A 24,680-nucleotide genomic window follows, 5' to 3' on the forward strand; every position below is an offset into this window, starting at 1 on the left:
TCACCCTCTTAATTGATTAAATAACTCATTAGCACCCGCTGTAGGCTTCGATGTAGTTTCAACTTCTTCACGAAACTGCTTGGCAGCACTATAAAAATCTCTAGCGCTCACCTTTAAGTGAAGCCCGTCGCCTTTCGACCAGATAAGGGTGTTATTACCGATTTCAATGAAAAAATGGTCGTCTTTAGCAATGAAATGCAAACCTTGTTCCTCATTAAAATGCAGTGTTGTTTTCCAAAGCTTTGCCACTTTCTGTAGCTCTCGTAATGCAGCCATTATCTAGCCTCCATCCAATCAATGAACGGTTGCTTATGCTCATCAACATTTGAGATTGTTACGAATCCCGCGTGTTTATGCTCTTGTTTGTACTGCTTCCACAACATCGCGATATGGTCAGGCTCAAGCTTCTTATCAAGATTGGTTAATACATCTCGTAGCAATACCGCCTCTAGCTTGATACGACTATCTGCGAGTTCGTTAAGTAATGTGCCAAACGTCTTGCTTGCCTTTGCTTTGCGACTACGCTCCGCCGCATTTTGGATAATCTTCTTGTGGTGCTTTTCATAATATTCTCGGTTTAACTGCTTCTTTGACTTTGTCATTTTTCTTCCTCAACACCGACGGGAATCAGACCGTCGATATAAATTTAATTTTAAAAAGCGGTTTTTCTATAAGAACTGGATTACCGCGAACCAGTGAGAGCGATGTCAATCAACTCTGATACTTCTATTTAGTGGTCTGAATATTCAGTGTTTCGGGCGAAAGGATGAATTGACTGGCAAATGTGTTTTTATGGTTGGCGGGGTTTTGGATATGAAAAAAGGGCAGTCTCGAATAATCGAAAATGCCCCGAAAGGCGACCTAAAGCGGGGACGCCCAAACTGATAATGAAGATTTCACAAATGATGTAAAACTAGAGGTGAGCACGATGGTTTTGACGAAAGACCATCAAAGCTACATAACTATTTATGCGCCTGATTTTAGCTCTCGACTAACTTGTTGAACTAGGTAAGGACTACAGCCCACAGTGTCTTGGATAAATGTATAAGTTTGCCCTAGTTTTAGTAGCTCCCTGACTTTTTCGCGCTTTGCTTCATCTTTCTTTCGACCTTTATACTTACCACTCGCTTTAGCCCTCTCAATACCTTGCTTCTGACGCTTAGCCCTAGTCTCGTAGTCATCGCGCGCCATACCTGCGGCCAAGTCCAACATGAACGCGGTAAGCGCCTTTGTTATAAAGCTATCTTGAACATCATTTGAAAACGCTTTATGTGTAATTTGATTATCTATAACAACAATCTGAATGCCACGTTCTTCAAGTTGTCTTTGTAGTGTTTTCCAACTCTCGTATGGCAAGCGCGTCAATCTATCTAGTTTTTCAACTAATAGAATGTCGCCTTTTTCGCTATCTTCTATGAGTCTTGATAACTCAGGGCGCTCAAGTTTTGTCCCGCTAATATTCTCAACATAGTAACCTGCAACCTTTTCGCTAAAGCTATTAACAAACTCTCGAATTTCTTGCTTTGCACGTAACGCATCTTGCTTATCGGTTGACGCTCTTAGGTATGCTCTAATCATTGTCTCACTCACTATGTTTTAAGTACTATGAATAATATACTATGTTTTAAGTGCCTCAAAATCAATTGTCATAGTGACGCCATAGCAAGAAACCCACTACGACTGGCCTACACTCAAATCATAGCGAAATGAGAAACGCATAAACAATCGAGAAAAACATCATCTCCACATGCACCAAGTGCGCCCAACCTCACAAATACAAACTTAGACTCAAGCAAGACACAGTCCGTCAGGCATAATTCCACTTTTAATGAGGAATAACATGAACAACCCAAAGGTAAGAGAGCACGAAGAACTTGCTAAAGAGTTTTACTCGAAAATCACCAACAAAGACGCGAAAAACGACATTTTCGAGTGGATAACCGACGAGCAATTCGAGCTTATAAAGAAAAGCTTTAGTGCTGAGACAAGAAAGAGAAACCAGAAGCGTTACTATCGATTTGAGTGCCCCCTCCAAAACCAAATAATCTGGTGCATTGAGAGCAAGCTAGGTACTCACTTAAAATGCCAGCAATTTAAAAGGTACTTAAAGACATTAGGAAAAGGCAACAAATCAGCCAATAGAAACAAAGAAAGCTCAATATACATCTACCCACACCCAGCTGAAAAACCTTACTTAAACTCTGACGAGCTTGAATCTCACTTCACTCAAGACCCCAATGGCATGCTAGCTCAACCTCACGCTATCGAGAAAAGACCGCACAAACTGGCAAAACTACAAGCTTAGACGACACCACAAAGAAGCTATCACTTAGCAATACAGAGTTAAAAGCTATGGCAAGAATTAAAAAAAAATCCGTTGATGAATTTTATTCCGACGTAGATTCCAGTCTCCTGAAATCTTTTAGAAGACTTCAAATGTCAATCGGTGAAATGTGCGACATGGGCTACAATGCCTCACTTCTCGATAAGCTCGGATTAACAAAAAAGAACAGAACTATCGCTTCCGGCCTCTTTTGTGCAGGTCGATACAGTGAGGATAGAAATAATATTTTCATATCTGAGAATGTATTAACACTCTTGGAAAAATCTAGCTTTGACAATATTCCCAACTCAAAAGTTAGACTCCCATTCAAGACATTTAAGATTCGCTTCCCTAAATCCTCAGGGTTGGGAGCTTGTATTTTTACAGTATCTCGCTCCAGCTATATTAGGTTTCTAGGGGGGGAGACATCTGATATTGACGAATCAAAGGAGCACGAAGCAATCTTTGTCACGACAACCGACGCCACCCAAAATGGAAAGCACACCTTTGTCACAAAGAAGCACACCATTGATAAGCTACTTACGCCAACAACTGAGCAAGGTGACACCAATAATACGCCAACTAGAACGCACGACCTTGCCGTAAAATTTTGTATTCTATATTCAACTGGTGCAATCAGCATGGAGGACGGCCACCCACTCCCTACAAAGTACGATAAACCCAAGCAAGGCGGCAAAAGCTTTAGGTTCGGCTTTAATGATACAGAGTTTAACAATGAGGCATTTGTGCGCCCTCACTTTCGAAATTTACGCGATGAAAGGTATTACAAAAAAGAGCCGTATAATAACTGGGAGCGTGGCAGTCGATGGACTTTTGTGACTGGCAAAACCATTAACGCCAAAAGCTATACTGCCACCAATGCTATGACTTAAAGCTCTTAAAAAATGCATCGCCTCCGTGCGATGCCTTTTCTGGCTTACCTAGCCCTTTTGTCAATTTCTCGTAACAGCCAGGGTAGTTACGCCCCTAGTACTAGCATTTGTTCATTCGAACACTTTTATTTATGCGTAGGCCGCTGTCTAACGACGTTTAGGCTTGATTTGATACGTTGGTTAGAATTGGCTAGAACACTGGTTAGAATTGATTTGACTTGCGCTCTACGCGGCTAGTATGTTCGACCACGTTAAAATTCACATGAAGATTGACGGCTTTGCCGTTCGCGAGGAACGAGCCTATAAACGTATTCTAACGTGTTGGTTTAAAAAACTTTCGGCATACTACGTTTTCAAACTTAAAGTCCTTACTATAAGAAACTTTATATTTGAATTCTGAAATACCACAAACCAGTACGTTGGTATGAGGTTTTATCGCATCGACACGCGACGGCGTCGCTTAGTCTTGCTCTGTCGGCTGCACCGACGCAGTGTTTAATCTCATTGAATGGAGTTTGAAATATAAATTGTTTGGACGAATCGAGCAAAGCGAGATTTGGACATTCACGCCACTGCGTGACTAGTTACGTTCAACGTGATTAATCAGTAAAACTCCATCAGATTACGTTTAATACGTTTTCAAACTTAAAGTCCTTACTATAAGAAACTTTATATTTGAATTCTGAAATACCACAAACCAGTACGTTGGTATGTGATTAGTCGGTTCACTCAGTCATTCGGCCTGAGGCCTCATTCCATCGCTACCCTCTGCCTCGTCCCTCGGCGCAGTGTTTATTTAAATCAATATGAAGTTTTAACGTAGGTGAGCAACGCGAACTAATAATTCGGATACCGATACATGTTTATGGAGGGTGCAATTTCTCGAAAAACGCTTAAAACCCACGGCCTATAAGGGATTCAAGCTTTTTGTCCATTTTGAAACGTCCCTTTTTTTGTCCTTTTTCTTGATAATTCGTCCCTAATCACTTCTGATTCTTGTCACTTTTCTCGATACTAAATATGTTAGAAAAACATAAAAGCCAGTTTGTTTACCACTAACTGGCCATGCATTATAATAAACATATCGAGAGACTTTAGAGGAATTTTCATTCCAAATCCGTTGTCGAATATTCGTATAGCCTGCAAGCTGAATATTCCTCTAAAGTCTCTTGTCAGAAATTGCAGTTTCTGAGTAATTAAACGGACTTAAAATGAAAAAAGATTTAAAAGAAGCAAAGGTATTCATGTTTTTGAACCTTGCGGAAAACCATTACGCACCACTAAACAAATCAAACGCTGCCGCAGTCACTATCGAAACTGATACTAAATTCAACATATACTTGAACCATGCGACTAAGTCAGTGAATGACCGAGGACAAGCAATCCCATTCAATAAGTATTTGGTATCACAAGGCATAACACGTGATAGTCATAACGGCTTTTATAAGCAGATTTCACGAAAACTACCAACCATTCAAAATTGTTATTACGGTCATGCTGAATTTGATACACACCATATATTTGTTATTGTTGAAGTTTGTCCATCTGGTAAATATGCGCCTGAGTTATTTGTTGTACAGTTATTCAAAAATAACAGAACCAAAATATACACACCGAAACGCGCAGTCTCATTTAACATCAAAAACCTATTTTCCAGTAAGCTAATTCCTGCCACTACATATGATAAGAAGAGCCGTGACGATAGAATCATTGAGGCGACCGAAAATAAAACCAAAGATATTATGAACGAGAAACTAATGCCTGAAAGAGTCAAGCATCTAGAAACTGAAATTGAAAATGGTGAATTGAAAATGACTATTAAAAACTTACAAGCTGAATTAAGAATGCGCGACGAAAAAGAATGCGCGACAATCAAAGACCTAAAAAACACTGTTAATGTATTTGAATCAGAAATCGAAGCATTGAAAGCTCAAATTGAAAAGCTGAAAGGCTAATGAAAAACCGCTATTTACTAGCGGTTTTTTTGTATCTAGCCACCAGCCAAACGCATTCTAAGCGGTCTAATCGCACCCCCATACCAACACATCAAAGTAAGCCTCAAGACGCTCTGCCGAACAGCCTGTTTTGCATAAATACATGCAAAACAGGAGTTACAAATGATTAAACAACTTTTAGCTGAATCCAACACATCGGCCAACATTGAAAACGGTCGCCCCGCTCTAGTTGGATTGACTCGAAAAATCAACGACAAGATTTTTACTGATATCTGTTCAGTTCAACCAACATCACAACCACGCGCTACCGTCTACGGCGTTCGTTATGAGATGGTTTCAAAAGACGGTGAAAGTCGCGAGATTCAAGCAGGCCATAGAACTGGTACAGGTAAGTACCCATTTAAAGACCACGGTTTGCCAGTCGGCTCAGACAGCATGACAGTAGGTTCGCACTTTTCAGAATATGATTATGTGTTTGGTGTCGTAGTAGATGGTGATTACTTAGGGCTTACCGAATCAGAACTACTAGAAAAGGTTTTGCTTGGCGACTTACGTCTAGTGACTGACGCGGATGATGACGATACAAGCGACGTTCAAAGCTCACGATTTATAATGGATAGATGGCAATCTCATATCAAATCACGTCGCGTCAAATCGCCTACTACGTGGGAATTACTTCATGATATGCAAAGTAACGGTCTAGATGGTTCTAGCGCGGTTGAGGACTTGCTTGCCACATCGATTTCAGACGAGGTAAACAGCGATATCATCATGAAAACGATAACCGTTGCTAAAAAAGGCACACCTATCGATTTGAGCAATGGCGAGCTATATCAACAAGGCCGCTCATTAATTGCACGTGCATTAGAGCTAGGTGCTGATATCCAACGCAATACCACATTTCCGGCTAGTTTCGTTCTAGCGTCGCCTAAAGTTGCATCTGCGATTCGAGCAAGTGGTCAAGTCGGCAATAACGATATGATTGATGGTACGAACCTAAAGCTTGTAACTGATGGTAAGGCTATCGGTGAGTACATGCTAGTAGGTTCTAAACTTGATTTTGATGGTTTAGATACAGTCGCGCCAATCCATTATTCACCATATGTTGAGACTGACAACGCAGGCACATATCTGATTGCTACCGACAGTGAGAACCTACAACCTGTACCCGCTCTAATTTCTCGCTACGCTATTACGTGTTCGCCCGATTTCAGTGACGTTAACGGTGTACAAGATGGTGAGGACTGGGAAACTTTGGCAAACAAAAGTCCACTAGCGACGCTAGTCCTTGTAAACCTATAAAAAAGGCGAACTGTTAAAGTTCGCCCCTCTTGGTATTTGATTTAGTCTTAAAGCTTCATTAGCCCGACTGCATACCTAGTTTCTGTGCATGTATCGTATTTTAGAGCATGAGATGACATTGCTACTGCCGTTATCTTGACAATCCCATCTTCAATACCTTGATTTACGTACTTGTCTTCATAAGGTTGCTTGAACTCTTTTCTATAATCAGCCTCTAGCGACTTGCGAACCTTTGGTATGTCACGTCGATTGATATAGCCCTCTTTAGAACAGAACTGAACCATTCCAAGAAACTCGCCATTCCTTTTCATTTTCGTAATATGAGCGTTTTGTTTGCGTTCTTTCTCTTGTTTTGCGATTAGAGCGGCGCGCTCTTTCTGCTCCTCAGCAATTCGAGCGTCTTCCTTTGCCTTGAATTTTGCATATTCAATACGTTTTCGCTCCGATATTGGAGTTGCTATCGGCAACCACTTATCCTTAATGAATTGTTGTACTGCATCACGGTTATAATGACACTTTGTTAAAGGCTTCGTAGTTGGAGTTAATGACTCAGCTAATGCAAGGCTTATAGATATTTTATGAAAATTGGGGTCAAAAACTGTAGGTGGTATGGCTATTTTATAATTAACCTGCGTCTCTCCATTTAAAGTTCCAAAAGAACCGACAGTACAAGTGCTACCTAAAGTTTCCAAGCTGACCTGCCCCATTAAAGTATCAGTATTTACATCTGAGCCCGACACGTAGCGTGTATCATAGCGAAGACCACTAGTAAAGTTCTGAGGTTGTATGTACTTAGTCTCGGAGAGGAAGGCGCTAATACTATCAATATGAGTCATGCTTTCAGCATCGCGATGCTCAACAGTGCGGTATATGTTGCGATTATCAAGGTCAATAATATCGCTCGGTGGCCCCATATTTTCGGGCATCAAACCCATTGATTGACAGCCAGAAAGAAGAGTAACAAACGCAAATGGAACTAAATTTTTCACTGTTTACACCCCTTGCTTCGCAATCCATGACCTAAAATCACTACCAACGCACGATAAGAACTCTTTGCTAGCGTCCTGACTAATAGCGTCATATTTAAAATCTTGTTCGAATACACTTGAGCGTAATGTAATAGAACCAGAATCCATTAACGCAGTTAAAGCCTTGACTGCAAAGTAACCGTTATTAGGGAACTCGACTGAATAAAAATGAGTCCCACCATCTGGTTCATATTGAGCATTCATATCAGTGAACATATCCTTTTCACCTCTATGGGAGACAGACCATAACTCCATATTGGTAAACACTTGGTCTGACTCAACTCCCATCTCAACACCTATAGTCATTTCTTTCATCTCATCAAACCACATCACATGCATGACAGATGACCATTCATCAGCCGAATGCGGGTATTCAATACTTATACTACAAACTTTCCCGTAGAAATCGTCAACTTCCTCATTGACAACAACTCGCTCAGCAAAGGCAAGGCTAGAACTAATTACAAGACCCGCAGTTAGTAACAACTTAATTTTCATTCGTCTTCCTCAAAAATAACAAAGTTTCGGAAATCCGAAACATTCAAGCCAATATAATGCTTAGCCTATTGCTCAACAAATCGAATAGTAATAATCGTGATATGAGCAAGAATTTAGTAGGAACTCGCATCAAAGAGTTAAGAAAGGCGCAAGGGTTAACACAAGTAAATCTTGCCACTCAATTCCAATTGAGGGGCTGGGATATGAGTCATCAGACTATCGCAAAAATAGAAACAGGCGTTAAACCTGTGAGAGACATCGAGATTGTTCAGCTATCTTTAATCTTAGACGTGCCAGTCGCAGAGATATTTCAAATATCTGACCTGCAACCTCGCCTACAGAGGTACATAGCCAATAAGCAGTAAAAAGGATGATATCGCCCTTGCCGTTTGTTGGTTTTAACAACAAGCACTACATCAATTTGACCATACCGTTGTTTAACATTTCATTTCGAACAATCAATGAAACAGCATCTTTCTTCTTCCTACAAATCTCTATTTCAAAAGTAGTATTATCTTTCAATTCAACCGTCACCGTAACTGTGTTTTTATAGTCTGCATGACCATTAAAAAACACCTCTATTCTGCTCACTAGCTTTGAAATGTACGTTCGAGCTAATGCAATTGATTCTTGGCATTTCTTATCAAAGATATCGGCTTCTAGCTCAATGAGTTTCATATAAACATCGTCGTCGATATCTTCCGCGCTTTTCTCAAGCTCTAACTTGCTCAAGCCCCTTTTTAAGCTATTGATTTCATTATTCAACTTACCAACACGCTCACTTACCATTGCAGCCAGACTTGGGTCGTTTTCCATCATATCGAAATAAGTTTGTATTGAACTCTCTTTAGCCTTGATATCAACCAACACACTATTGATTCTATTGTCTACATCAGAGTCGGTTTTATTCATATGTGGTTTAAAATCGAACGCTAATACAGAGAAAGCCTTTTCCTCTATGAAATGTAATAGTGCTGACGCTTTGCGCCCCTCTTTACTTGCTCCCCTGCTACATACAGGACATTTCAATACATACCTGCCGAATCTATCTCTGTTCTTTACAACTGCGCCATGACAATCACCACAACGAGTAATCCCACCTAACGCGGTTATCAATGTTTGACCGAACTTTTGACCACCTCTGCCGAACTTCTCGCGCTGTGATAAAGCAAGTTTCAATTTTGTATACTTTTCATCCGACATCATTTTAGGGAACATATTCACGATAGTTTCGCCGTTGATATGAAAATCACCGTGTAAGCTCTTATGATGCAACAACGTCGATACGTGAGAACCTAACCACTCTGACGACTTTCTAGTAGAACCTTTGTAGCCTTCTTCCTGTAAGACTTTAGCTATGTACCCATACCCATGACCATCTAAGTACAAATCAACCGCTCTATTAACGGCCTGTTTGTAATAATCATGATAGAAATAGTCTTTCTTTACACTATCCCAATAGTAATAATGTGGAATTTGGTTAAACGGTGTTTTCTCACCTGCCTTAGCGCGTCTAATCTTCTCACGATATGCGCCTTTGATTTTATGTGATTTCGCGTCTGACTCTTGTTGAGCTAGTGCAAGTTTGACAGTCGTTAGTAAGGAGCTAACCAACTCTTTACCCTGAACACCGTCTTTTGTATGTACAGTCACACCACCTTGGCGCATTTGAATTAATGCAAGTGTACCCGCGTCGTTATCTCTAGAAAGTCTGTCCATATCTTCGACAATGAAAACGTCGCCGTCGTGCTTACCTTTCGCTACATCATCTAGAAACTTTCGTAATTTGCCATGCGTTATGTTGGTTTTCTTTTTTGACGAACTCGCGTGGGCACTCATACCCGTATCATCGATGATTATCGGATTATCGCAGCCAAGCGACTTAGCACATTCATTAATGAATTTAAGTTGTCGTTGAACGCCCGTTTTCTCGCTCTTTTTCTGTTCCTCAGTGGAAACCCTGATATAACCGTATGTATTCATAGAACCTCACAAATCAATTAGGCATATCTTACCATACACTTGCGATCAGGCGGTGATGATGCCTGCAGGCGGTAATGAATCACGATCTGACGCAATGGCTGAACTGTCCCTGCATATCCATCAGTTAGCAACCGCTCCGCATCTTGGCGAGCTGTTTGATAAGGCGGCATCAGAAACTCTCAACCAGATTGAATCGGCAAGTCTGCGGGAAATGAAAAGTCAGTGGCAGCAGTCAACTGTGCTGCCCGATGACTTAGTACAGGCGCAGTCATTAGCCGGTTCTAAATGCGAACACGCCTGGCGCACGCAGCGCGGCGCTAATGACTGGCAGGGTTTTGCACAAAACTTTAAAGAGGTGGTAAATTTATCTCAACAAGAAGCACAGATCAGAGCCGATGCTTCCGATAAAACACCCTATGATGCCATGCTGGATCTCTATGAACCCGGAGTTTCATGTCAGCAGCTTGATGATATTTTCGATAACTTAAAAAGCTGGCTGCCGCAGTTAACTCAGCAGGTGCAGCAGAAACAAGCATCGGAAACCTTTCTGAAACCCACTGAAGTATATGCAGCTGAGCAGCAGAAGTGGCTGGGTTTAGATGTTATGAAACTGCTTGATTTTGATTTTAATCACGGACGTTTAGATATCAGTTCACACCCGTTCTGCGGCGGGGTAAGTCAGGATGTACGTATTACCACTCGTTATGATGAAGCTGATTTTGTACAGTCACTAATGGGCATTGTCCATGAAACCGGCCATGCCCGTTACGAACAGGGACTGCCCGATTCATTAAAAGGTCTGCCCGTTGGTCAGGCGCGTTCCATGGGGATCCATGAGTCACAAAGCCTGTTTTTTGAAATGCAGTTAGGACGCAGCAGTGAATTTATTAACCAGCTGGTACCACTGGCATTAAAGCATTTTCCTAATAATAATCCGGCGGTATTTGACCCCGCCAATCTGCAGAAAATTTATACCCGTGTGGCACCGGGCCTGATTCGCGTTGATGCCGATGAAATCACCTATCCCGCGCATGTTATTTTACGTTATGAAATTGAACGCGACTTAATGAACGGAAAAATCGGCTGTCAGGATATCCCGGAATTATGGGATGTTAAAATGCAGCAGTATTTAGGGATTTCTACAGCAGGTAATTATAAAGACGGCTGTATGCAGGATATTCACTGGACTGATGGTTCATTCGGTTATTTTCCAAGTTATACATTAGGCGCGATGTATGCGGCACAATTTATGGCATCAATGCACAAAGAGGTGGATGTAGCCGCATGTATTTCCACTAAGTCGTTAGGCCCGATTTTCAACTGGCTGCAGAATAACATCTGGAGCAAAGCAAGTTCATTAACAACCAGTGAATTAGTTAAACAGGCAAGCGGTGAAGCATTGAATGCAGCCCACTTTAAAAAACACCTCGAGCAGAGATACTTGGGCTGATTAACCGCTCATGTTTTTATTTATACGTGCAGTCGTCATATGCTGCACGTATGAACAAGACTAAATATTTTCAGGTAATTCAAAACTAATGCCCTGCGCCAGAGGCAGTTCACTACCGTAATTAATAGTATTCGTGCAGCGGCGCATGTAATTTTTCCAGGCATCAGAGCCGCTTTCCCGGCCGCCGCCGGTGTCTTTTTCTCCGCCGAAAGCGCCTCCTATCTCCGCACCGGAAGTACCTATATTGACATTAGCAATGCCGCAGTCCGAACCTTTAGCACTTAAAAACAGCTCGGCTTCGCTGATATCCCGGGTAAAAATCGCTGATGATAAACCTTGATCGACGCTGTTCTGCTCTTTTACTGCCTGTTCTAAACAGTGATAGCTATGAATGTATAATAAAGGCGCAAAAGTTTCCTTCTGTACAATCTCCGCCTGCGCATCTATTTCAATAATAGCAGGAGTAATATAAAAACCTTTTTTATCAGTGACAACCTGACCTCCCGCCAGCAGTTTCCCCCCTTGTGCGACAGCCGCCTTAATGCTCGCCAGCATTACATCGACGGCCTGCTGATTAATCACCGGCCCCATTAAATTCTGCTGGTCAAAGGGATCGCCTATTTTAACCGTGGCGTAAACCGCCTGCAGTTTAGTTATTATATTTTCCTTAATCGTCTGTTCAACAAAAAGTCGTCTCAGTGTAGTGCAGCGCTGTCCGCTGGTACCTAAAGCAGAAAAAGTGATCGCCCTGACTGCCAGCTCTAAGTCAGCACTGGGGCAGAGAATCATCGCATTGTTGCCGCCGAGTTCCAGCAGCGAACGCCCCATTCTGGCAGCCACTCTGGTTCCTACTGCCCGCCCCATTGCGCAGGATCCCGTGGCAGAGACTAAAGCAATATTCTTGTTGTCGACCAGCATTTCCACCTGTGGTTTTCCGCCGAATACAACACTGCTAAGCGCACGATTACCGCCGAATTCATCAATCGCCGCCAGCAGCAGAGCGTGACAGGCTAAAGCACTTAACGGACACTGACTCGATGGTTTCCAGATTAAACTATTACCACAGACTAATGCCAGTGCGGCGTTCCAGCCCCAAACCGCCATCGGGAAATTAAACGCAGTGATCACCAGCACCGGCCCTATCGGGTGCCACTGTTCCATCATACGGTGATTAACCCTTTCTGTTGCTATGGTTAAGCCATAAAGCTGTCTGGATAAACCCACTGCGAAATCACAAACATCAATCAGTTCCTGCACTTCGCCAAGACTTTCCTGTAGAGGTTTACCCGCTTCTAAAGTAATAATGCGCGCCAGAGGCTCCTTGAACTTCCGCAGCTGCCCGGCAAACAAACGTACTAATTCACCTCGTTTCGGCGCAGGTACGCTCGACCACTGCTGGTATGCCTGGCGGGCACTTTCCACCACAATATTGATCTGTTTCTGAGCTGCAGTTTCAATACAAGCAAACACTAAACCATCGTTGGGGGAAACCACTTCAACAGCCCCGCTGCCGGCGAAACGAGTTTCTCCAATATAAGCACAGCCATAGTGATTATTTTTATCATAAAGGCCGGGAAGAACCGACTCAAAAGGAATATCCTGCATAATAACCACCTCGTTTATATTGGATTACAAATACCTAATTCAGCTTCACGATAGGATTTGGCAAACTCATTATTTAAAAAGGATTCAATATCTAATACTTCCTGTTCAACAAAACCTGTCCGCAGCACTTTACTGTGCAGCATTAAATCGACTGTTGTTACGGCGGCAGTGGCTGTGGCTATCTGAATCGCACTTTGATCGATAGTATGATGAAGTAGAAATGTACGGCTCCGCTGCTGCAGTTTCTGCCCGGCATACCCTGTTGCTACCACCGAAATCAAGACTAAATCCTGGCTGGTAGTGGCCACTGAACTTTCTAGAATATCCATCAGCATCCGCCTTCGGTCCCCTTCTTCACCTAAGCGTAAATCATTAAAAAGAAAACGCATTAAGCTGCAGTGTCCGGGATAACGAATCGTTTTATAGGTCAGTTCACGTACTTTTCCGTCAAGTGTCTGACATAAATTAGCCAGGCCGCCGGAAGTATTAAAAGCTTCATAGGTCACACCAGAAACAGAAAACTCTTCACGTCCTTCAAGAGGTTCGATCAGGGTGATTTTGTTGTTTTTTATTGCTTCGCAGGGATTGGCATATTCATTCACCAGCCCTTCCGTATTCCAGGTCAAGTTGTACATCATCTGATTAGAGGGAAATTCAGGCAGTGCACCGACCCGTAGTTTTAAGCTGTCCAGTTGTTCGAATTTTTGGGCAAAACTGTAGGCAAGAATACCGATAAAACCGGGAGCCAAACCGCACTGAGGCATAAAGACCTGACCTTTCACCGCCTGACGGGCAATGGTTTTTATTGCCTCAGTGCAGCGCACATCTTCAGTGAGATCAAAATAACTGCAGCCGCTTTCCAGGGCGGCCTGCGCAACATAGGGATTATCATTAAAACTCAGCGCTGATATCACCGCATCCTGATCCTTGAGCAGCGAAGAATAATCATGATTAGTAATCAGACGGCAGGGGAAAAAATCGCCATGCTCCTGCACGGCGGCCGGGTTAATATCAGCCCCTAATACTTGATAATTTTTATCTGCGGCTAATATCCCGGCAATGCTGCTGCCGATCCGTCCTAGTCCCAGTACTACAATACGTTTAATCATTAGAGCCTCCAATATTTGTTGACTCGAAAATTTTATCCGCACTGCCGGGTACAAAACCTTGAAACAGCTGCCCGTCCGCCTGTTTAAAACGCTGTGCAAATTCATAATAACAAGTTGTTATGCGCTGCTTTCCAGCATCCTCAAACTCAACCTCACACAGATCAGCCATCGTTGACGCTTGAATTAACAAATCATCTGCACTGCCTTTGATCACACCACCGGCACTGTTGAGCTGATAACCCTGTTGTTGTAATAAATCCACCACCTGTGAAAGCTGCCGGTATTTCTTAAAATGATTTACAAACAGCGTAAAATGATTTGCCCGCAGTCCCCATACTGACAGCCAGGCAGCATATTCTGATTCTTCAAGCAGTGTTAGATAATCAGCATAATCTGGTAACTGCCAGATTCGTCCGGCATGTAGATCTATACAAGCTTCCGTGGTTATCTGCTCCAGCAGCTTATTAATAATATTCTGTGCCCCGACTGACAATTCACTGCGCAGCAGTTCACTGATAAATATCTTAGTTGCAGACTGAGGGTGTATATAACAGCGGGCATCGAGCTTTTTCTTCGCAAAATGATAGCTATCGAGGTGTCGATACCCTAATGCAAAAATTTCTTTTTCTAAATAATCAATAGATATTGGGCTGTCTGCGAAGGTTCTAAATGCGATATGGTCGTTAACTAACGGCTCGCCCTCTTCAGCAAATAAGCGCTGAATAGCTGAAGCCTGTGGACTGATAGCACTATACTGCTGCCACAGAGGTGAAAAAAAATCATTCAATACAGTCATAAACTCTCCCGATAGCGCATCGCTTTGGTAATGAATAAAAGGAATAAATTCCTGCGGGCAGTGAATGGAGAAATACTTAACTAATCGGACAGTTATTAACAAGATAGGTGACAACAGTGCCTTTATCCAGAAACAGACCCGGCTCAAACACGCTGCAAAATCGGATTTTAAGGCTGAAAGCACTCAATTTGACATAGGCAATCCGTTTACTAAGCTGAAAAATACACTTGCGGACGGTTTTGACCAACACTTATATCGGCCGTTATTTAGGAGGTCATATGAAAATTTTTATTAACTCAATATTACTGACACTATGCACTTTTTTTATGCTTAGCAGCGCAGCATCTGCACAGAGTAAATCAGTGCTGATTATTGAAAGCTACCACAGTGAATATCCCTGGGACAGCAGTTATATTGAAGGTATCAAAGAAGGTTTGAAAGGCGACTACCAGTTTTTTACTTTTCAGATGGATACCAAAAGAACAGCAAAATCAGAGTTCGACAACAGCGCACAGAAAGCCTGGGATTTTTATCTGCACACAAAACCTTCTATCGTCTTTCTTGGAGATGATAACGCACTAAAATATCTTGGAACTAAGTTTTCTGCTGTTGATACGCCAGTTGTATTTTTAGGTATAAATAACAACCCTAGAGCCTATAAGGTCGGCTCCGCGACTAATATCACAGGTGTACTGGAAAGACCGCTGCTGAAAAGATCCATTATTGAGATGAAAAAGATAGTTGATCTGAAAAAAGTGCTGGTGCTGTTTGATTCCGGTACAACATCCAAAGTCACCTTTGATGAAATACTTAAGGGTAAGGATAAAATAAAACTCAGCGGCATCGAAGCGCATATGAAATTAATCGGCTCCTGGGAGGTCTGGCAGGAAACTGTTAAGTCCGCTAAAGAGAAAGGTTATGATGCCGTGTTTATCGGTTTATACCACACCATTGTTGATAAAAATAATGATCATATTGCAGCCGATAAAGTCTTACAATGGACATCCGAGAATACTCCCGTTCCCCCTTTTGCATTTTGGGATTTTTCGGTAGGTCCAGAAAAAGCAATTGGCGGTTTAACACTTTTCGGTAAAACTCAAGGGCTGCTGGCCGCAGAAATGGCGACACAGATCATTAGCGGTACACAGCCCGGCCAAATTAAAGTAAGAATTGGTGAAAAAGGTAAACTGTTGTTCAGTAAAACTCAACTGCAGAAATACAATATTGAATTACCCCAGGCAATAGCTTCAAAAGCGACGTTAATGGAGTAACTCCATTATGAAGAGTTTTTATTTCTAACAAAACAAAGGAGCATCAAGCTCCTTTATCCTTTATGACCGGCAGGGAGTTGATATTGGTTAAACATTTTTAGCTAAATTAAGCTACTCTAGCGCTTAATAAAATCTTCATAGGGAGCGCTTTGATGAGCCGTCCATTTGTAACAAAAGCACAACTGCTTACCGAGCTTAACGCCTGGAATGCAGGAAAAATATCCGCAGAACAGCTTCAGGACTGGATGGTCACTTATTATGATCCTCCAGAGGTTGAAATCGGTCCGGGTGAAACTGAATGGGTTCAGGAAGCGATGAATATCATTATGAATGAATATGAATTAGCAAAGATACCCAAGTTCAAAAAAGAGGGTTATGCATTCGCACTGGCATTTCTTGAATGCGATGAAAGTAATTTTTATCAGGCTAAGCACCATTTTGTACATGACGGTTTTTCTGATTAGAGTAAAAAAGGGAGCTTATACAGCTCCCTTTCACATCAATTGTTATCAGCTGCTTTACTGTTAATTAGCCTTATGGAGTGTAATAGGTTGCAGAGCCAGGTCCGACCGGCAGACCTAATACAAATACCCAGACGAAAAACAGCAGCGTCCAGCCTATAGTAAAGATAATAGAATAAGGCAGCATAGTTGAAATCAGGGTACCTATACCTAGATCTTTCTTATATCTAGTCGCAACAGCCAGGATTAAACCGAAATAACTCATCATAGGTGTAATAATATTGGTGACCGAATCACCAATACGATAAGCCGCCTGAATGGTCTCCGGCGCATACCCCACCAGCATTAACATAGGTACAAAAATAGGCGCGGTAACGGCCCATTGTGCGGAAGCACTACCTATCATTAAGTTGATAAAACCACACATCATAATAAACATAACGAACAACAACGGGCCCGTTAAATTAATTGACTGCAGGAATTCAGCACCGGTAACGGCTATAACAGCACCAAAATTAGTCCAGCTGAAAAACGCAACAAACTGTGCAGCAAAGAAAACTAATACAATATACATTCCCATGGTGCTCATGGAATGCGACATTGCATCGATCATGTCACGGTAACTTTTAATTGAGCCCGTTGTTTTGCCGTAAAAATAACCGGGAATAGCAAAACAAATAAAGATAAAGGCAACTACACCGCCAAAGAAAGGAGATCCGGCAACCGCCCCGGTTTCTGGATGACGCAGAATTCCCGACTCAGGTACAATAGTCCAGGCTAACAAAACAGCAATAACTAGCAGTACTACCCCCGCTATTTTAAGGCCTTTTTTCTCAATCGCTGTCAGTGCGCCCATATTTTCAGCCTGACTCAGATCTTCTTCTGCTTCATCTGAATTGTATTTACCCAGTTTAGGCTCAACAATTTTTTCGGTTACCAGGGCACCAAGAATCGTGATCAGGAAGGTACTGATAAACATAAAGTACCAGTTTGCTTCCGGACCAACTGAGTAGCTCGGTTCGATAATTTGAGAGGCAGCTTCAGTTATGCCTGAAAGCAGCGGATCAACGGTACCGATTAACAAGTTAGCACTATAGCCGCCGGAAACCCCCGCAAAAGCGGCCGCAAGCCCGGCTAAAGGATGACGTCCCAGAGAATGAAATATCAGCGCTGCCATAGGGACAAGCACAACATAACCTAACTCAGAGGCGGTATTAGAAATGATACCGGCAAAAACAACAGCAAAAGTAACCGTACGTTTTGACGCGCCCATTACAATACCGCGCATTGCTGCGGAAATAAGACCGGAGCGCTCTGCGATACCGACCCCCAGCAGTGCAACCAGTACAGTCCCTAGGGGAGCAAATCCAGTAAAGTTGGTGACCAGACTGGTAACAATACGCTGCAGGCCTTCAGCGTTCAGCAGGCTGACCACGCGAATGACACCATCAGCAGCACGCCCGGAAGCGCCTTCTGGTCGCGGATCAATAACAGACATATCAAAATAGCCTGCGATCCCGGATGAAATTAAAATAGTTAAACAGAAAATAGCAAACAGTGCTATCGGGTGGGGAAGTAGATTCCCAAGCCACTCAACGGTGGTCAAAAAGCGGTTAAACAATCCTGATTGTTTGGTCGTGCATTCCTTTGCGGCTGTCGCTTTCATATCTGCAGCCGGCATAAATAAACTCCTATTATTTTATTGATAAAGTGAGAAGCTTGTTTTTATGCTTCGACAAGAGAGTATTGGCAAATAGAAAATTTTCAAAGAACGGAGTTCAAATCTTTATAGATTTTAACATTTATTTTACAAATACTGTTATTCAACTCAGCTCAGGGGATAAGTAAATGATAAATATTAAGTTATTTTTCAGGTGCAAAAATGAATTATAGAGTTAAAATTTTTACTGGTGAAAGACAGATAATGCTTCTATATATAAACAATAAAGGCACACCTTAAATAAGGCATGCCTTTAATATCGGTTAAATTAGCGATAGTGCTTACTTAGCATAGTGCATTGTTGTTGTTTCGTAATCGATAGGTGCAATGACTCCTTTGCTTTTAGCATAACTGATAAATGCCTGCGCATCGGTATTACAGCTCACGCCGGAAGCTTTACAGTTAACAGCAGAAACTGTCTGATATTGCGGAGAATAATTGCCTCTAGCCGCGTTAAAGTTAAGTTTATTTACTTTATAACCAACATAAGTGCCGTTTTCCACTACCACATCAGTACGATCAGTCTGCTTTTCCTGCGCTTGTGCAATCACATCCCAGCCGTCACGACCGTTAGCGTTATAATTACCCAGCACCACACCGTATTCTGCTCTATCCTGAATTTTTTCCCAAACCGGGGCACTTTCCGTACCGCTGTTTACTTCAAGTGAACTGATATAACCGGCTGTTTCTCTAGCCGTTTCAGTAAAGGTATAACGCATTCCGCCGACATAAGGGAATTTGCCTGCATGTGCGTCTCTTTTAAGCGTCTGCGTAATGGTGCTTTCAAGTACAGCTTTAATCTCTTTACCCGTTAAAGTCAGCACCGACAGGTAGGTATTAAAAGGCAGCATTTCGAATGTTACGTTGCCCTCTTTCATTTCACCCGCACTGATACCGGTGCGCACTCCGCCGGCAGGCATAAAAGCGATCTGCACGTTTTTACCGGTTACCGCTTTAACGGCATCCTGATTAGCCCAGTGAAGAAAAGACTGCGCAATAATCGGCGCAGTATCTGAGCCGTGTTTATCGGTGCCTTTATCACCAGGACGGCGTTCCTGGTTAATAGTCTGGTTTACTTTAGCGATAACATCACCAAAAGCCGCATCATAAGCTGGTTTATAGGTGCTGTCGATATGAGCCCGCAGCCCTGGTTCCTGGTCAACAATAGCAATTTTAGGTTCACTGCTGATGTAGTCTACAACTTGATTTTTGTCGCCGCCGACAAGCAGATCCTGCTGATCACGTTTTTCTTTATTATAAAATTGATCGTTAGATAACAGAGTGTTGCTACCACTGCAGGAAGCCAGATCACCGTCTGCATCAAACTCAACCTCAGCCACACCGATTGCCTGTGCATACTGGCCCGCCTGGACAATACAGGTTTTACCTAAACCGTCTTTCTGGGTGATCAGCTGCGCATAGCCGCCGTTATCCCCAAAGCCTAACTCGGTAAAATCTCCCAGCAGTGTATGCGAGTGCCCGCCGACAATAACATCGACACCTGTGGTTCCCTGTGCAAGCAGGATATCGCGTTCAGTACCGATATGGGTCAGCAGCACTATTTTATTAACACCAGCAGCCGTTAACTGATCAACCGTCTGCTGCGTAGAAGCAATTTCACCGGCAAATTTAACATCCCCTACACCTTCAGACATACTGGCCATATCTTCCAGGGCAATACCGATAACCGCAACAACCACTTCGCCGCCGGCAGCTTCTGAAGGGTCATTAATAAGACGCTTATTCACGCCGTCGCTAAAAGCAAAAAGCTGATAAGCTTTAAGATTGTCAGAGTCACTTAACTGCGCGTCAGCACCTGCATCGATATTGGCGGCAAGCACAGGAAAATTCACCTCATCTATAAACGCAGCCAGTTCCGTTGTGGAGAGATCAAATTCATGATTACCCATAGCCATCGCATCTATATGCATTTTAGAAAGCAGATCCGCGTTAGCCGCCCCTTTATTTAAGCTGAAATAAACTGTTCCCTGCCATGCATCGCCGCCATGCAGCAGCAGCAGAGGTTTATCTGCCTGTTCAGCGGCTTCAATGATATCGTTAGATGCCTGAAGCAGTCGCGGATAACCGCCGAACTCATTATAAATAAGCTGTCCGTCACTACCCGTTGTAAAACTGGACTTTACCGGGTCAAAATTTGAATGAGTGTCATTCATATGCGCAATCGTTAACGTAAATGATTCCGCGCGGGTGTTACTTGTATCATTAGTACTGCAGCCGATTAAAGCAGCCAGCACGGCAGCAGCAGCCGCACCTTTTGTGAAATTTTTGGTCATTACATCTAATCCTTCGATTATTATTTTTATATAAGACATAGTCGTTAAGGCGCATCCTAACAAAAAATTAATTTAATTCATGTCTGTTTCGCAAATAAATGTGAACCTTAACGTATCATGTTGATTTTGCTAACATAACAAAGTTATCATAGACATTTTAAATTTTTAATTACGGTTAGTTTTTAGTACTTGTAACGACTGATTTGCTGGATAATGACAGACGCTAAATTCGCTTATAACACTTTCCTTAACGAGTAATTATTTATGCTTAAAAAAACGCACCTTGCTATATTCCTTTGCGCATCCTCATTGTTCAGTACAGCATCGAACGCTCTTGAAAAAGTGGATCTGCTGATAAAAAATGCAGCGGTACTGACCATGAATGAAGATAAAACGATTTTTCAACAAGGTTTAGTAGCAGTCAAAGGTAATAAGATTATCGCCGTAACCAACGGTGAAGATATTAAAAATTACCAGGCAGAAACAATCATAGACGCCGATGGCGACATCGTGATGCCCGGCTTAATAAATACCCACACACATGCTTCCATGACTGTATTCCGCTCCCTGGCTGACGATGTTCCAGACCGTCTGCACCGTTATATTTTTCCATTAGAAAAAAAACTGGTCTCCCGAGATATGGTACGTATCGGCGCACAGCTGGGTAACGTTGAGATGCTTAAAGGCGGAGTAACAACCTACGCTGATATGTATTACTTTGAAGATGAAGTAGCCAAAACCGTAGACAAAATAGGTATGCGCGCCGTATTAGGCGAATCAGTGATCAAATTCCCGGTTGCCGATGCGGAGAATGCGCAGCAGGGTATTGATTATGCTCTTAATTTTATCAATGAATATAAAGATCATCCGCGTATTACGCCGGCGTTTGCACCACATGCGACCTATACCAACAGCACTGAAACACTGCAGAAGATTACTAAGCTGTCACTGCAGCATGATGTGCCTGTTATGATCCACCTTGCCGAATCAGAGCGTGAAAACCAGGTTATCGCAGAACGCAGCGGTGGTAAATCCCCTATCGCTTATATGGCGGAAATCGGCGCATTAACCCCCAATCTCATCGCAGCCCACGTGATCAATGCTGATGATAACGATATTGCACTGCTTAAAAAATATGATGTGGGCATTGCTCATAATATGAGTGCTAATATCAAATCGGCAAAAGGCGTGGCACCAATAATCAAGATGCAGGAACAGGGACTGCGTATCGGTCTCGGAACGGACGGCCCGATGTCAGGCAATACATTAAGCACCATTGATGAATTTAATCAGGTCGCCAAAGTCCATAAACTGGTGAATCAGGACCGCGCAGCTATGCCGCCGGTTGATGTGATTGAAATGGCAACCATAGGCTCTGCCCGTGCACTGCATATGGAAGACAAAATTGGATCGCTGGAAGTTGGAAAACTAGCCGATATCATTATTATCGATACAAAAGCACCGAATATGGTACCCGTTTATAATCCTTATTCCGCTTTAGTGTACTCAGCATACGCTGCAAATGTTAAGCACACGATTGTTGACGGAAAAGTGCTGATGCACCATCGAAAGATGTTAACTGTTGATGAAGATGCGATCCGTAGTGAAGCACTGCAGTTTGCCGACAAAGTGCGTAAAACTGTCATAGAAAGCGGTGAAATCGTGCAGTAACAACTTCTCCTATCAAGTGCATAGCATAGGGACTTGCTCTGCTTTTTACCCTCATGATCAGGTTAAAGAAAAATGCATCTGTTTATTAACTCCAAAATGAGAATATCCTCCCTTATTTGAACTACTTATTGCCCGATAAACGCGCTACACTTTTTTAAAAAGAAAATAAGCAGGGCACATACCCGTTACCAATCGAAATGCAAAAATCAGCAAGTAGAGAGGTAGGTAGATTCTAGGCATGAAGTTGAAGATCTAACGGGTTAAATCAATACTTCATAACAACGAAGATGCTTGCCTCTCTACTTGCCCTTTGGGGAGCACGCTCGAAAACCAGCTCTGCGTAACAACAATCGTAAAGGGAACACCATTCACTCATGTTGCACCTTGCACTGGTGTCCGAGCGTGCTCCTGATAAATGAATTTTGAATGATAACGGGTATAAATATGAATTCAGAAAAAACACTGACAATTTCCAAGCAATGGCTGCTGCGTTTAGCCGAAGAGCCGGGAAAAACGCGCCGTCTGGATCAGCGTTCTCCTTTTCAGCGCGATAAAGCCCGAGTATTACACTCAGCCGCCTTCCGCCGTTTACAGTCAAAAACGCAGATTCACAATAACGGTTTAAGCGATTTTTACCGTACGCGCCTTACCCACTCATTAGAAGTGGCGCAGATTGGGGCCGGGATCATTGCGCATCTGCAGCTGGTGCAGCCGCAGTTTAGCGCTCTGCTGCCCGGTAATAACCTTATTGAAACGATCTGTTTAAGTCACGATATAGGTCACCCGCCCTTCGGACACGGTGGTGAAACTGCACTGAATTATATGATGATAAATCACGGTGGTTTTGAGGGTAACGGGCAGACATTCCGCATATTAACCCAGCTTGAACCCTACACTGAATTTAACGGTATGAACCTGACCCGGCGCAGCCTGCTGGGCATAGTAAAGTACCCGGTTTATCTAAGCGAAATCAGCGCACCTTATCCGCAGGATACCAGCCGTAATTTTCGCGAGCTGAAAACAGAAGAGTGGATGCCGGGAAAAGGGATTTATGATCATGATAAAACGCTGTTAGAAAATGTGCTCAGCCCCCTGTCGGAAAATGATCGAAAATTATTCGGCAGAATGCGGCCTCAGGATAACAACCTGAAATTACATAAAAAATCTCGCTATAAATCAATCGACTGTTCAATTATGGAAATAGCCGATGATATCGCCTACGGCGTACACGATCTAGAAGACGCCATTGCCATGGGCATTGTCAGCAAAACTCTATGGCAGGAAAAAGTCGCCACGCAGCTTGCTGAAATTAGCGGTTTCTGCCTGGTCGATCAGTTAACCGAGCTCACTAATAATCTCTTTTCACTGCAGCACTTTAAACGCAAAGATGCGATCGGCGCATTAGTTAACGCTTTAATCACCTCCATTGAAATTAAAAAAGTGAATGAGGATTTCAGCGATTCGCTTCTCGCCTATAACGCTTATCTTACGCCGGCAATGTTTAAAGTACTCGAAACTCTGAAAGGGTTTGTTCTAAATTACGTCATTAAAAGCCCGGATTTACAAGTGCTCGAATATCGCGGTCAGCTGATTGTGATGGAGCTGTTTGAAGCATTTAATGCCGGCCCGCTGCGTTTTTTACCCGAGCAGGCTAAGCTGCTTTGGCTGGCACAAAATGGTGATGTCTCTCGAGAAAAGCGGGTTATCGCAGATTATATTTCCAGCCTGACCGACAACCATGCTTTACGCTTACATGCCAGCTTATTCAGCAGCAGCCAGACTAGTCCAATGATTGGTCAGCACGGTTTTTAATATTATCCACAGGCCGGAAATTGTAACCCCTACAGTTTCTGGCCTGTGTTACATTCAACGATTAACAGCTTTATTCATTTTTACTTGTATAAACAGATAAAATTGGAAACTTGCTCACACCGAACGAAACCGTAATTGACTGTGTTTCATTGCCGGCAAAGTGCTGCTGGTAAGGTACAGGGGTACCACGATCACCGTTGGCAAATAGAGCCATCAAGTGATTATGCACCAGTGTACGGCTTCCCGATGATAAATTCGTTAGCGTAATAACAGCCCAGCGCTCTCCCTGTTCATTACTCATAAGCACGTAATTGTTTATTTCAAAATCCCCCTCTTTAGGATAAATATTCTGGTCGTTTGCAAAAGATAGATGGATATTGTCAGCAGCGGCACGGTCCACGGATAAAGCATCCATCTCAGCAGCTTGAACAGCAGATGAAAAAATTAAAACTACAACAGCGATAAATTTAAACACAAACATTTCCTTATAAATTTTAGTTAAAAAAACG

22 protein-coding genes are annotated in these 24,680 nt (G+C 42.7%); 10 read left to right on the forward strand and 12 right to left on the reverse strand.

The features are described from left to right. From G327_RS0110375 to G327_RS0110385, 3 genes are all read right to left on the reverse strand, one after another. Positions 1–276 (reverse strand): hypothetical protein, encoded by a 276-nt coding sequence (locus tag G327_RS0110375; protein WP_019614705.1) that lies wholly within the window; start codon positions 274–276, stop codon positions 1–3. Further along, positions 276–602, reverse strand: a complete 327-nt coding sequence (locus G327_RS0110380) for a hypothetical protein (protein WP_019614706.1) — start codon at positions 600–602, stop codon at positions 276–278. The genes G327_RS0110375 and G327_RS0110380 overlap by 1 nt, the downstream gene beginning before the upstream one ends. A 364-nt stretch (positions 603–966) precedes the next feature. Further along, positions 967–1,578, reverse strand: coding sequence for a recombinase family protein (locus G327_RS0110385; RefSeq protein WP_019614707.1), 612 nt, complete (start codon positions 1,576–1,578; stop codon positions 967–969). A 262-nt stretch (positions 1,579–1,840) separates the two neighbouring features. On the opposite strand from G327_RS0110385, the gene G327_RS0110390 reads away from it, so the two are divergent. The 4 genes from G327_RS0110390 (at position 1,841) to G327_RS0110405 (ending at position 6,473) form a co-directional block, all read left to right on the forward strand. Next, on the forward strand, positions 1,841–2,305 hold the full coding sequence (locus G327_RS0110390; protein WP_019614708.1) for a hypothetical protein: 465 nt from the start codon (positions 1,841–1,843) through the stop codon (positions 2,303–2,305). A 47-nt stretch (positions 2,306–2,352) separates the two neighbouring features. Next, the gene (locus G327_RS0110395; protein ID WP_019614709.1) at positions 2,353–3,216 is read left to right on the forward strand and encodes a hypothetical protein; all 864 of its coding nucleotides are present in this window, start codon (positions 2,353–2,355) and stop codon (positions 3,214–3,216) included. A gap of 1,211 nt (positions 3,217–4,427) precedes the next feature. Next, positions 4,428–5,171 (forward strand): hypothetical protein, encoded by a 744-nt coding sequence (locus G327_RS0110400; RefSeq protein WP_019614711.1) that lies wholly within the window; start codon positions 4,428–4,430, stop codon positions 5,169–5,171. Between the two features lie 162 nt (positions 5,172–5,333). Further along, entirely contained in the window at positions 5,334–6,473 is a 1,140-nt protein-coding gene (locus tag G327_RS0110405) for a capsule biosynthesis protein CapA (RefSeq protein ID WP_019614712.1), read from the forward strand. 47 nt (positions 6,474–6,520) lie between these two features. Here the strand turns inward: G327_RS0110405 and G327_RS0110410 are convergent, their stop codons facing one another. Next, on the reverse strand, positions 6,521–7,462 hold the full coding sequence (locus G327_RS0110410) for a hypothetical protein (protein ID WP_019614713.1): 942 nt from the start codon (positions 7,460–7,462) through the stop codon (positions 6,521–6,523). A 3-nt stretch (positions 7,463–7,465) separates the two neighbouring features. After that, positions 7,466–7,999 (reverse strand): hypothetical protein, encoded by a 534-nt coding sequence (locus G327_RS0110415; protein WP_019614714.1) that lies wholly within the window; start codon positions 7,997–7,999, stop codon positions 7,466–7,468. Positions 8,000–8,100: 101 nt separating this feature from the next. Here G327_RS0110415 and G327_RS27660 point away from each other — a divergent pair, with 101 nt between their 5' ends. Next, positions 8,101–8,364, forward strand: coding sequence for a helix-turn-helix domain-containing protein (locus tag G327_RS27660; protein ID WP_033298177.1), 264 nt, complete (start codon positions 8,101–8,103; stop codon positions 8,362–8,364). Positions 8,365–8,410: 46 nt separating this feature from the next. Here the strand turns inward: G327_RS27660 and G327_RS0110425 are convergent, their stop codons facing one another. Next, the gene (locus tag G327_RS0110425) at positions 8,411–9,982 is read right to left on the reverse strand and encodes a recombinase family protein (RefSeq protein ID WP_019614716.1); all 1,572 of its coding nucleotides are present in this window, start codon (positions 9,980–9,982) and stop codon (positions 8,411–8,413) included. 16 nt (positions 9,983–9,998) lie between these two features. On the opposite strand from G327_RS0110425, the gene G327_RS0110430 reads away from it, so the two are divergent. Beyond that, positions 9,999–11,432, forward strand: coding sequence for a carboxypeptidase M32 (locus G327_RS0110430; protein WP_169337234.1), 1,434 nt, complete (start codon positions 9,999–10,001; stop codon positions 11,430–11,432). Positions 11,433–11,492: 60 nt separating this feature from the next. Here the strand turns inward: G327_RS0110430 and amaB are convergent, their stop codons facing one another. The 3 genes from amaB to G327_RS0110445 are packed head-to-tail and all read right to left on the reverse strand — an operon-like array spanning position 11,493 to position 14,942. After that, positions 11,493–13,037, reverse strand: coding sequence for an L-piperidine-6-carboxylate dehydrogenase (amaB, locus tag G327_RS0110435; protein ID WP_019614718.1), 1,545 nt, complete (start codon positions 13,035–13,037; stop codon positions 11,493–11,495). Between the two features lie 14 nt (positions 13,038–13,051). Continuing rightward, positions 13,052–14,146 (reverse strand): saccharopine dehydrogenase family protein, encoded by a 1,095-nt coding sequence (locus G327_RS0110440; protein ID WP_019614719.1) that lies wholly within the window; start codon positions 14,144–14,146, stop codon positions 13,052–13,054. Then, positions 14,139–14,942: a DUF1338 domain-containing protein gene (locus G327_RS0110445; RefSeq protein ID WP_019614720.1), complete on the reverse strand. Its 804-nt coding sequence runs from the start codon at positions 14,940–14,942 to the stop codon at positions 14,139–14,141. The genes G327_RS0110440 and G327_RS0110445 overlap by 8 nt, the downstream gene beginning before the upstream one ends. Before the next feature lie 278 nt (positions 14,943–15,220). On the opposite strand from G327_RS0110445, the gene G327_RS24445 reads away from it, so the two are divergent. Continuing rightward, positions 15,221–16,213: an ABC transporter substrate-binding protein gene (locus tag G327_RS24445; protein WP_019614722.1), complete on the forward strand. Its 993-nt coding sequence runs from the start codon at positions 15,221–15,223 to the stop codon at positions 16,211–16,213. A gap of 152 nt (positions 16,214–16,365) precedes the next feature. Then, the gene (locus G327_RS0110455; RefSeq protein ID WP_019614723.1) at positions 16,366–16,677 is read left to right on the forward strand and encodes a hypothetical protein; all 312 of its coding nucleotides are present in this window, start codon (positions 16,366–16,368) and stop codon (positions 16,675–16,677) included. A 70-nt stretch (positions 16,678–16,747) separates the two neighbouring features. On the opposite strand, the gene G327_RS0110460 is transcribed toward G327_RS0110455, so the two are convergent. Both G327_RS0110460 and G327_RS0110465 read right to left on the reverse strand, forming a co-directional pair. After that, a complete protein-coding gene (locus G327_RS0110460) occupies positions 16,748–18,355 on the reverse strand; it encodes an AbgT family transporter (RefSeq protein WP_019614724.1) in 1,608 nt (535 codons plus the stop codon). Between the two features lie 320 nt (positions 18,356–18,675). Then, the gene (locus G327_RS0110465) at positions 18,676–20,688 is read right to left on the reverse strand and encodes a bifunctional metallophosphatase/5'-nucleotidase (protein WP_019614725.1); all 2,013 of its coding nucleotides are present in this window, start codon (positions 20,686–20,688) and stop codon (positions 18,676–18,678) included. 264 nt (positions 20,689–20,952) lie between these two features. Here G327_RS0110465 and G327_RS0110470 point away from each other — a divergent pair, with 264 nt between their 5' ends. Next, a complete protein-coding gene (locus G327_RS0110470) occupies positions 20,953–22,359 on the forward strand; it encodes an amidohydrolase (protein ID WP_019614726.1) in 1,407 nt (468 codons plus the stop codon). 444 nt (positions 22,360–22,803) lie between these two features. After that, positions 22,804–24,171: an anti-phage deoxyguanosine triphosphatase gene (locus G327_RS24450; RefSeq protein ID WP_033298169.1), complete on the forward strand. Its 1,368-nt coding sequence runs from the start codon at positions 22,804–22,806 to the stop codon at positions 24,169–24,171. Between the two features lie 70 nt (positions 24,172–24,241). Here the strand turns inward: G327_RS24450 and G327_RS0110480 are convergent, their stop codons facing one another. Continuing rightward, a complete protein-coding gene (locus tag G327_RS0110480; RefSeq protein ID WP_083938488.1) occupies positions 24,242–24,652 on the reverse strand; it encodes a hypothetical protein in 411 nt (136 codons plus the stop codon). Positions 24,653–24,680 lie beyond the last annotated feature (28 nt).

The sequence above is a fragment of the Psychromonas ossibalaenae ATCC BAA-1528 genome (assembly GCF_000381745.1).
GTDB lineage: Bacteria > Pseudomonadota > Gammaproteobacteria > Enterobacterales > Psychromonadaceae > Psychromonas > Psychromonas ossibalaenae.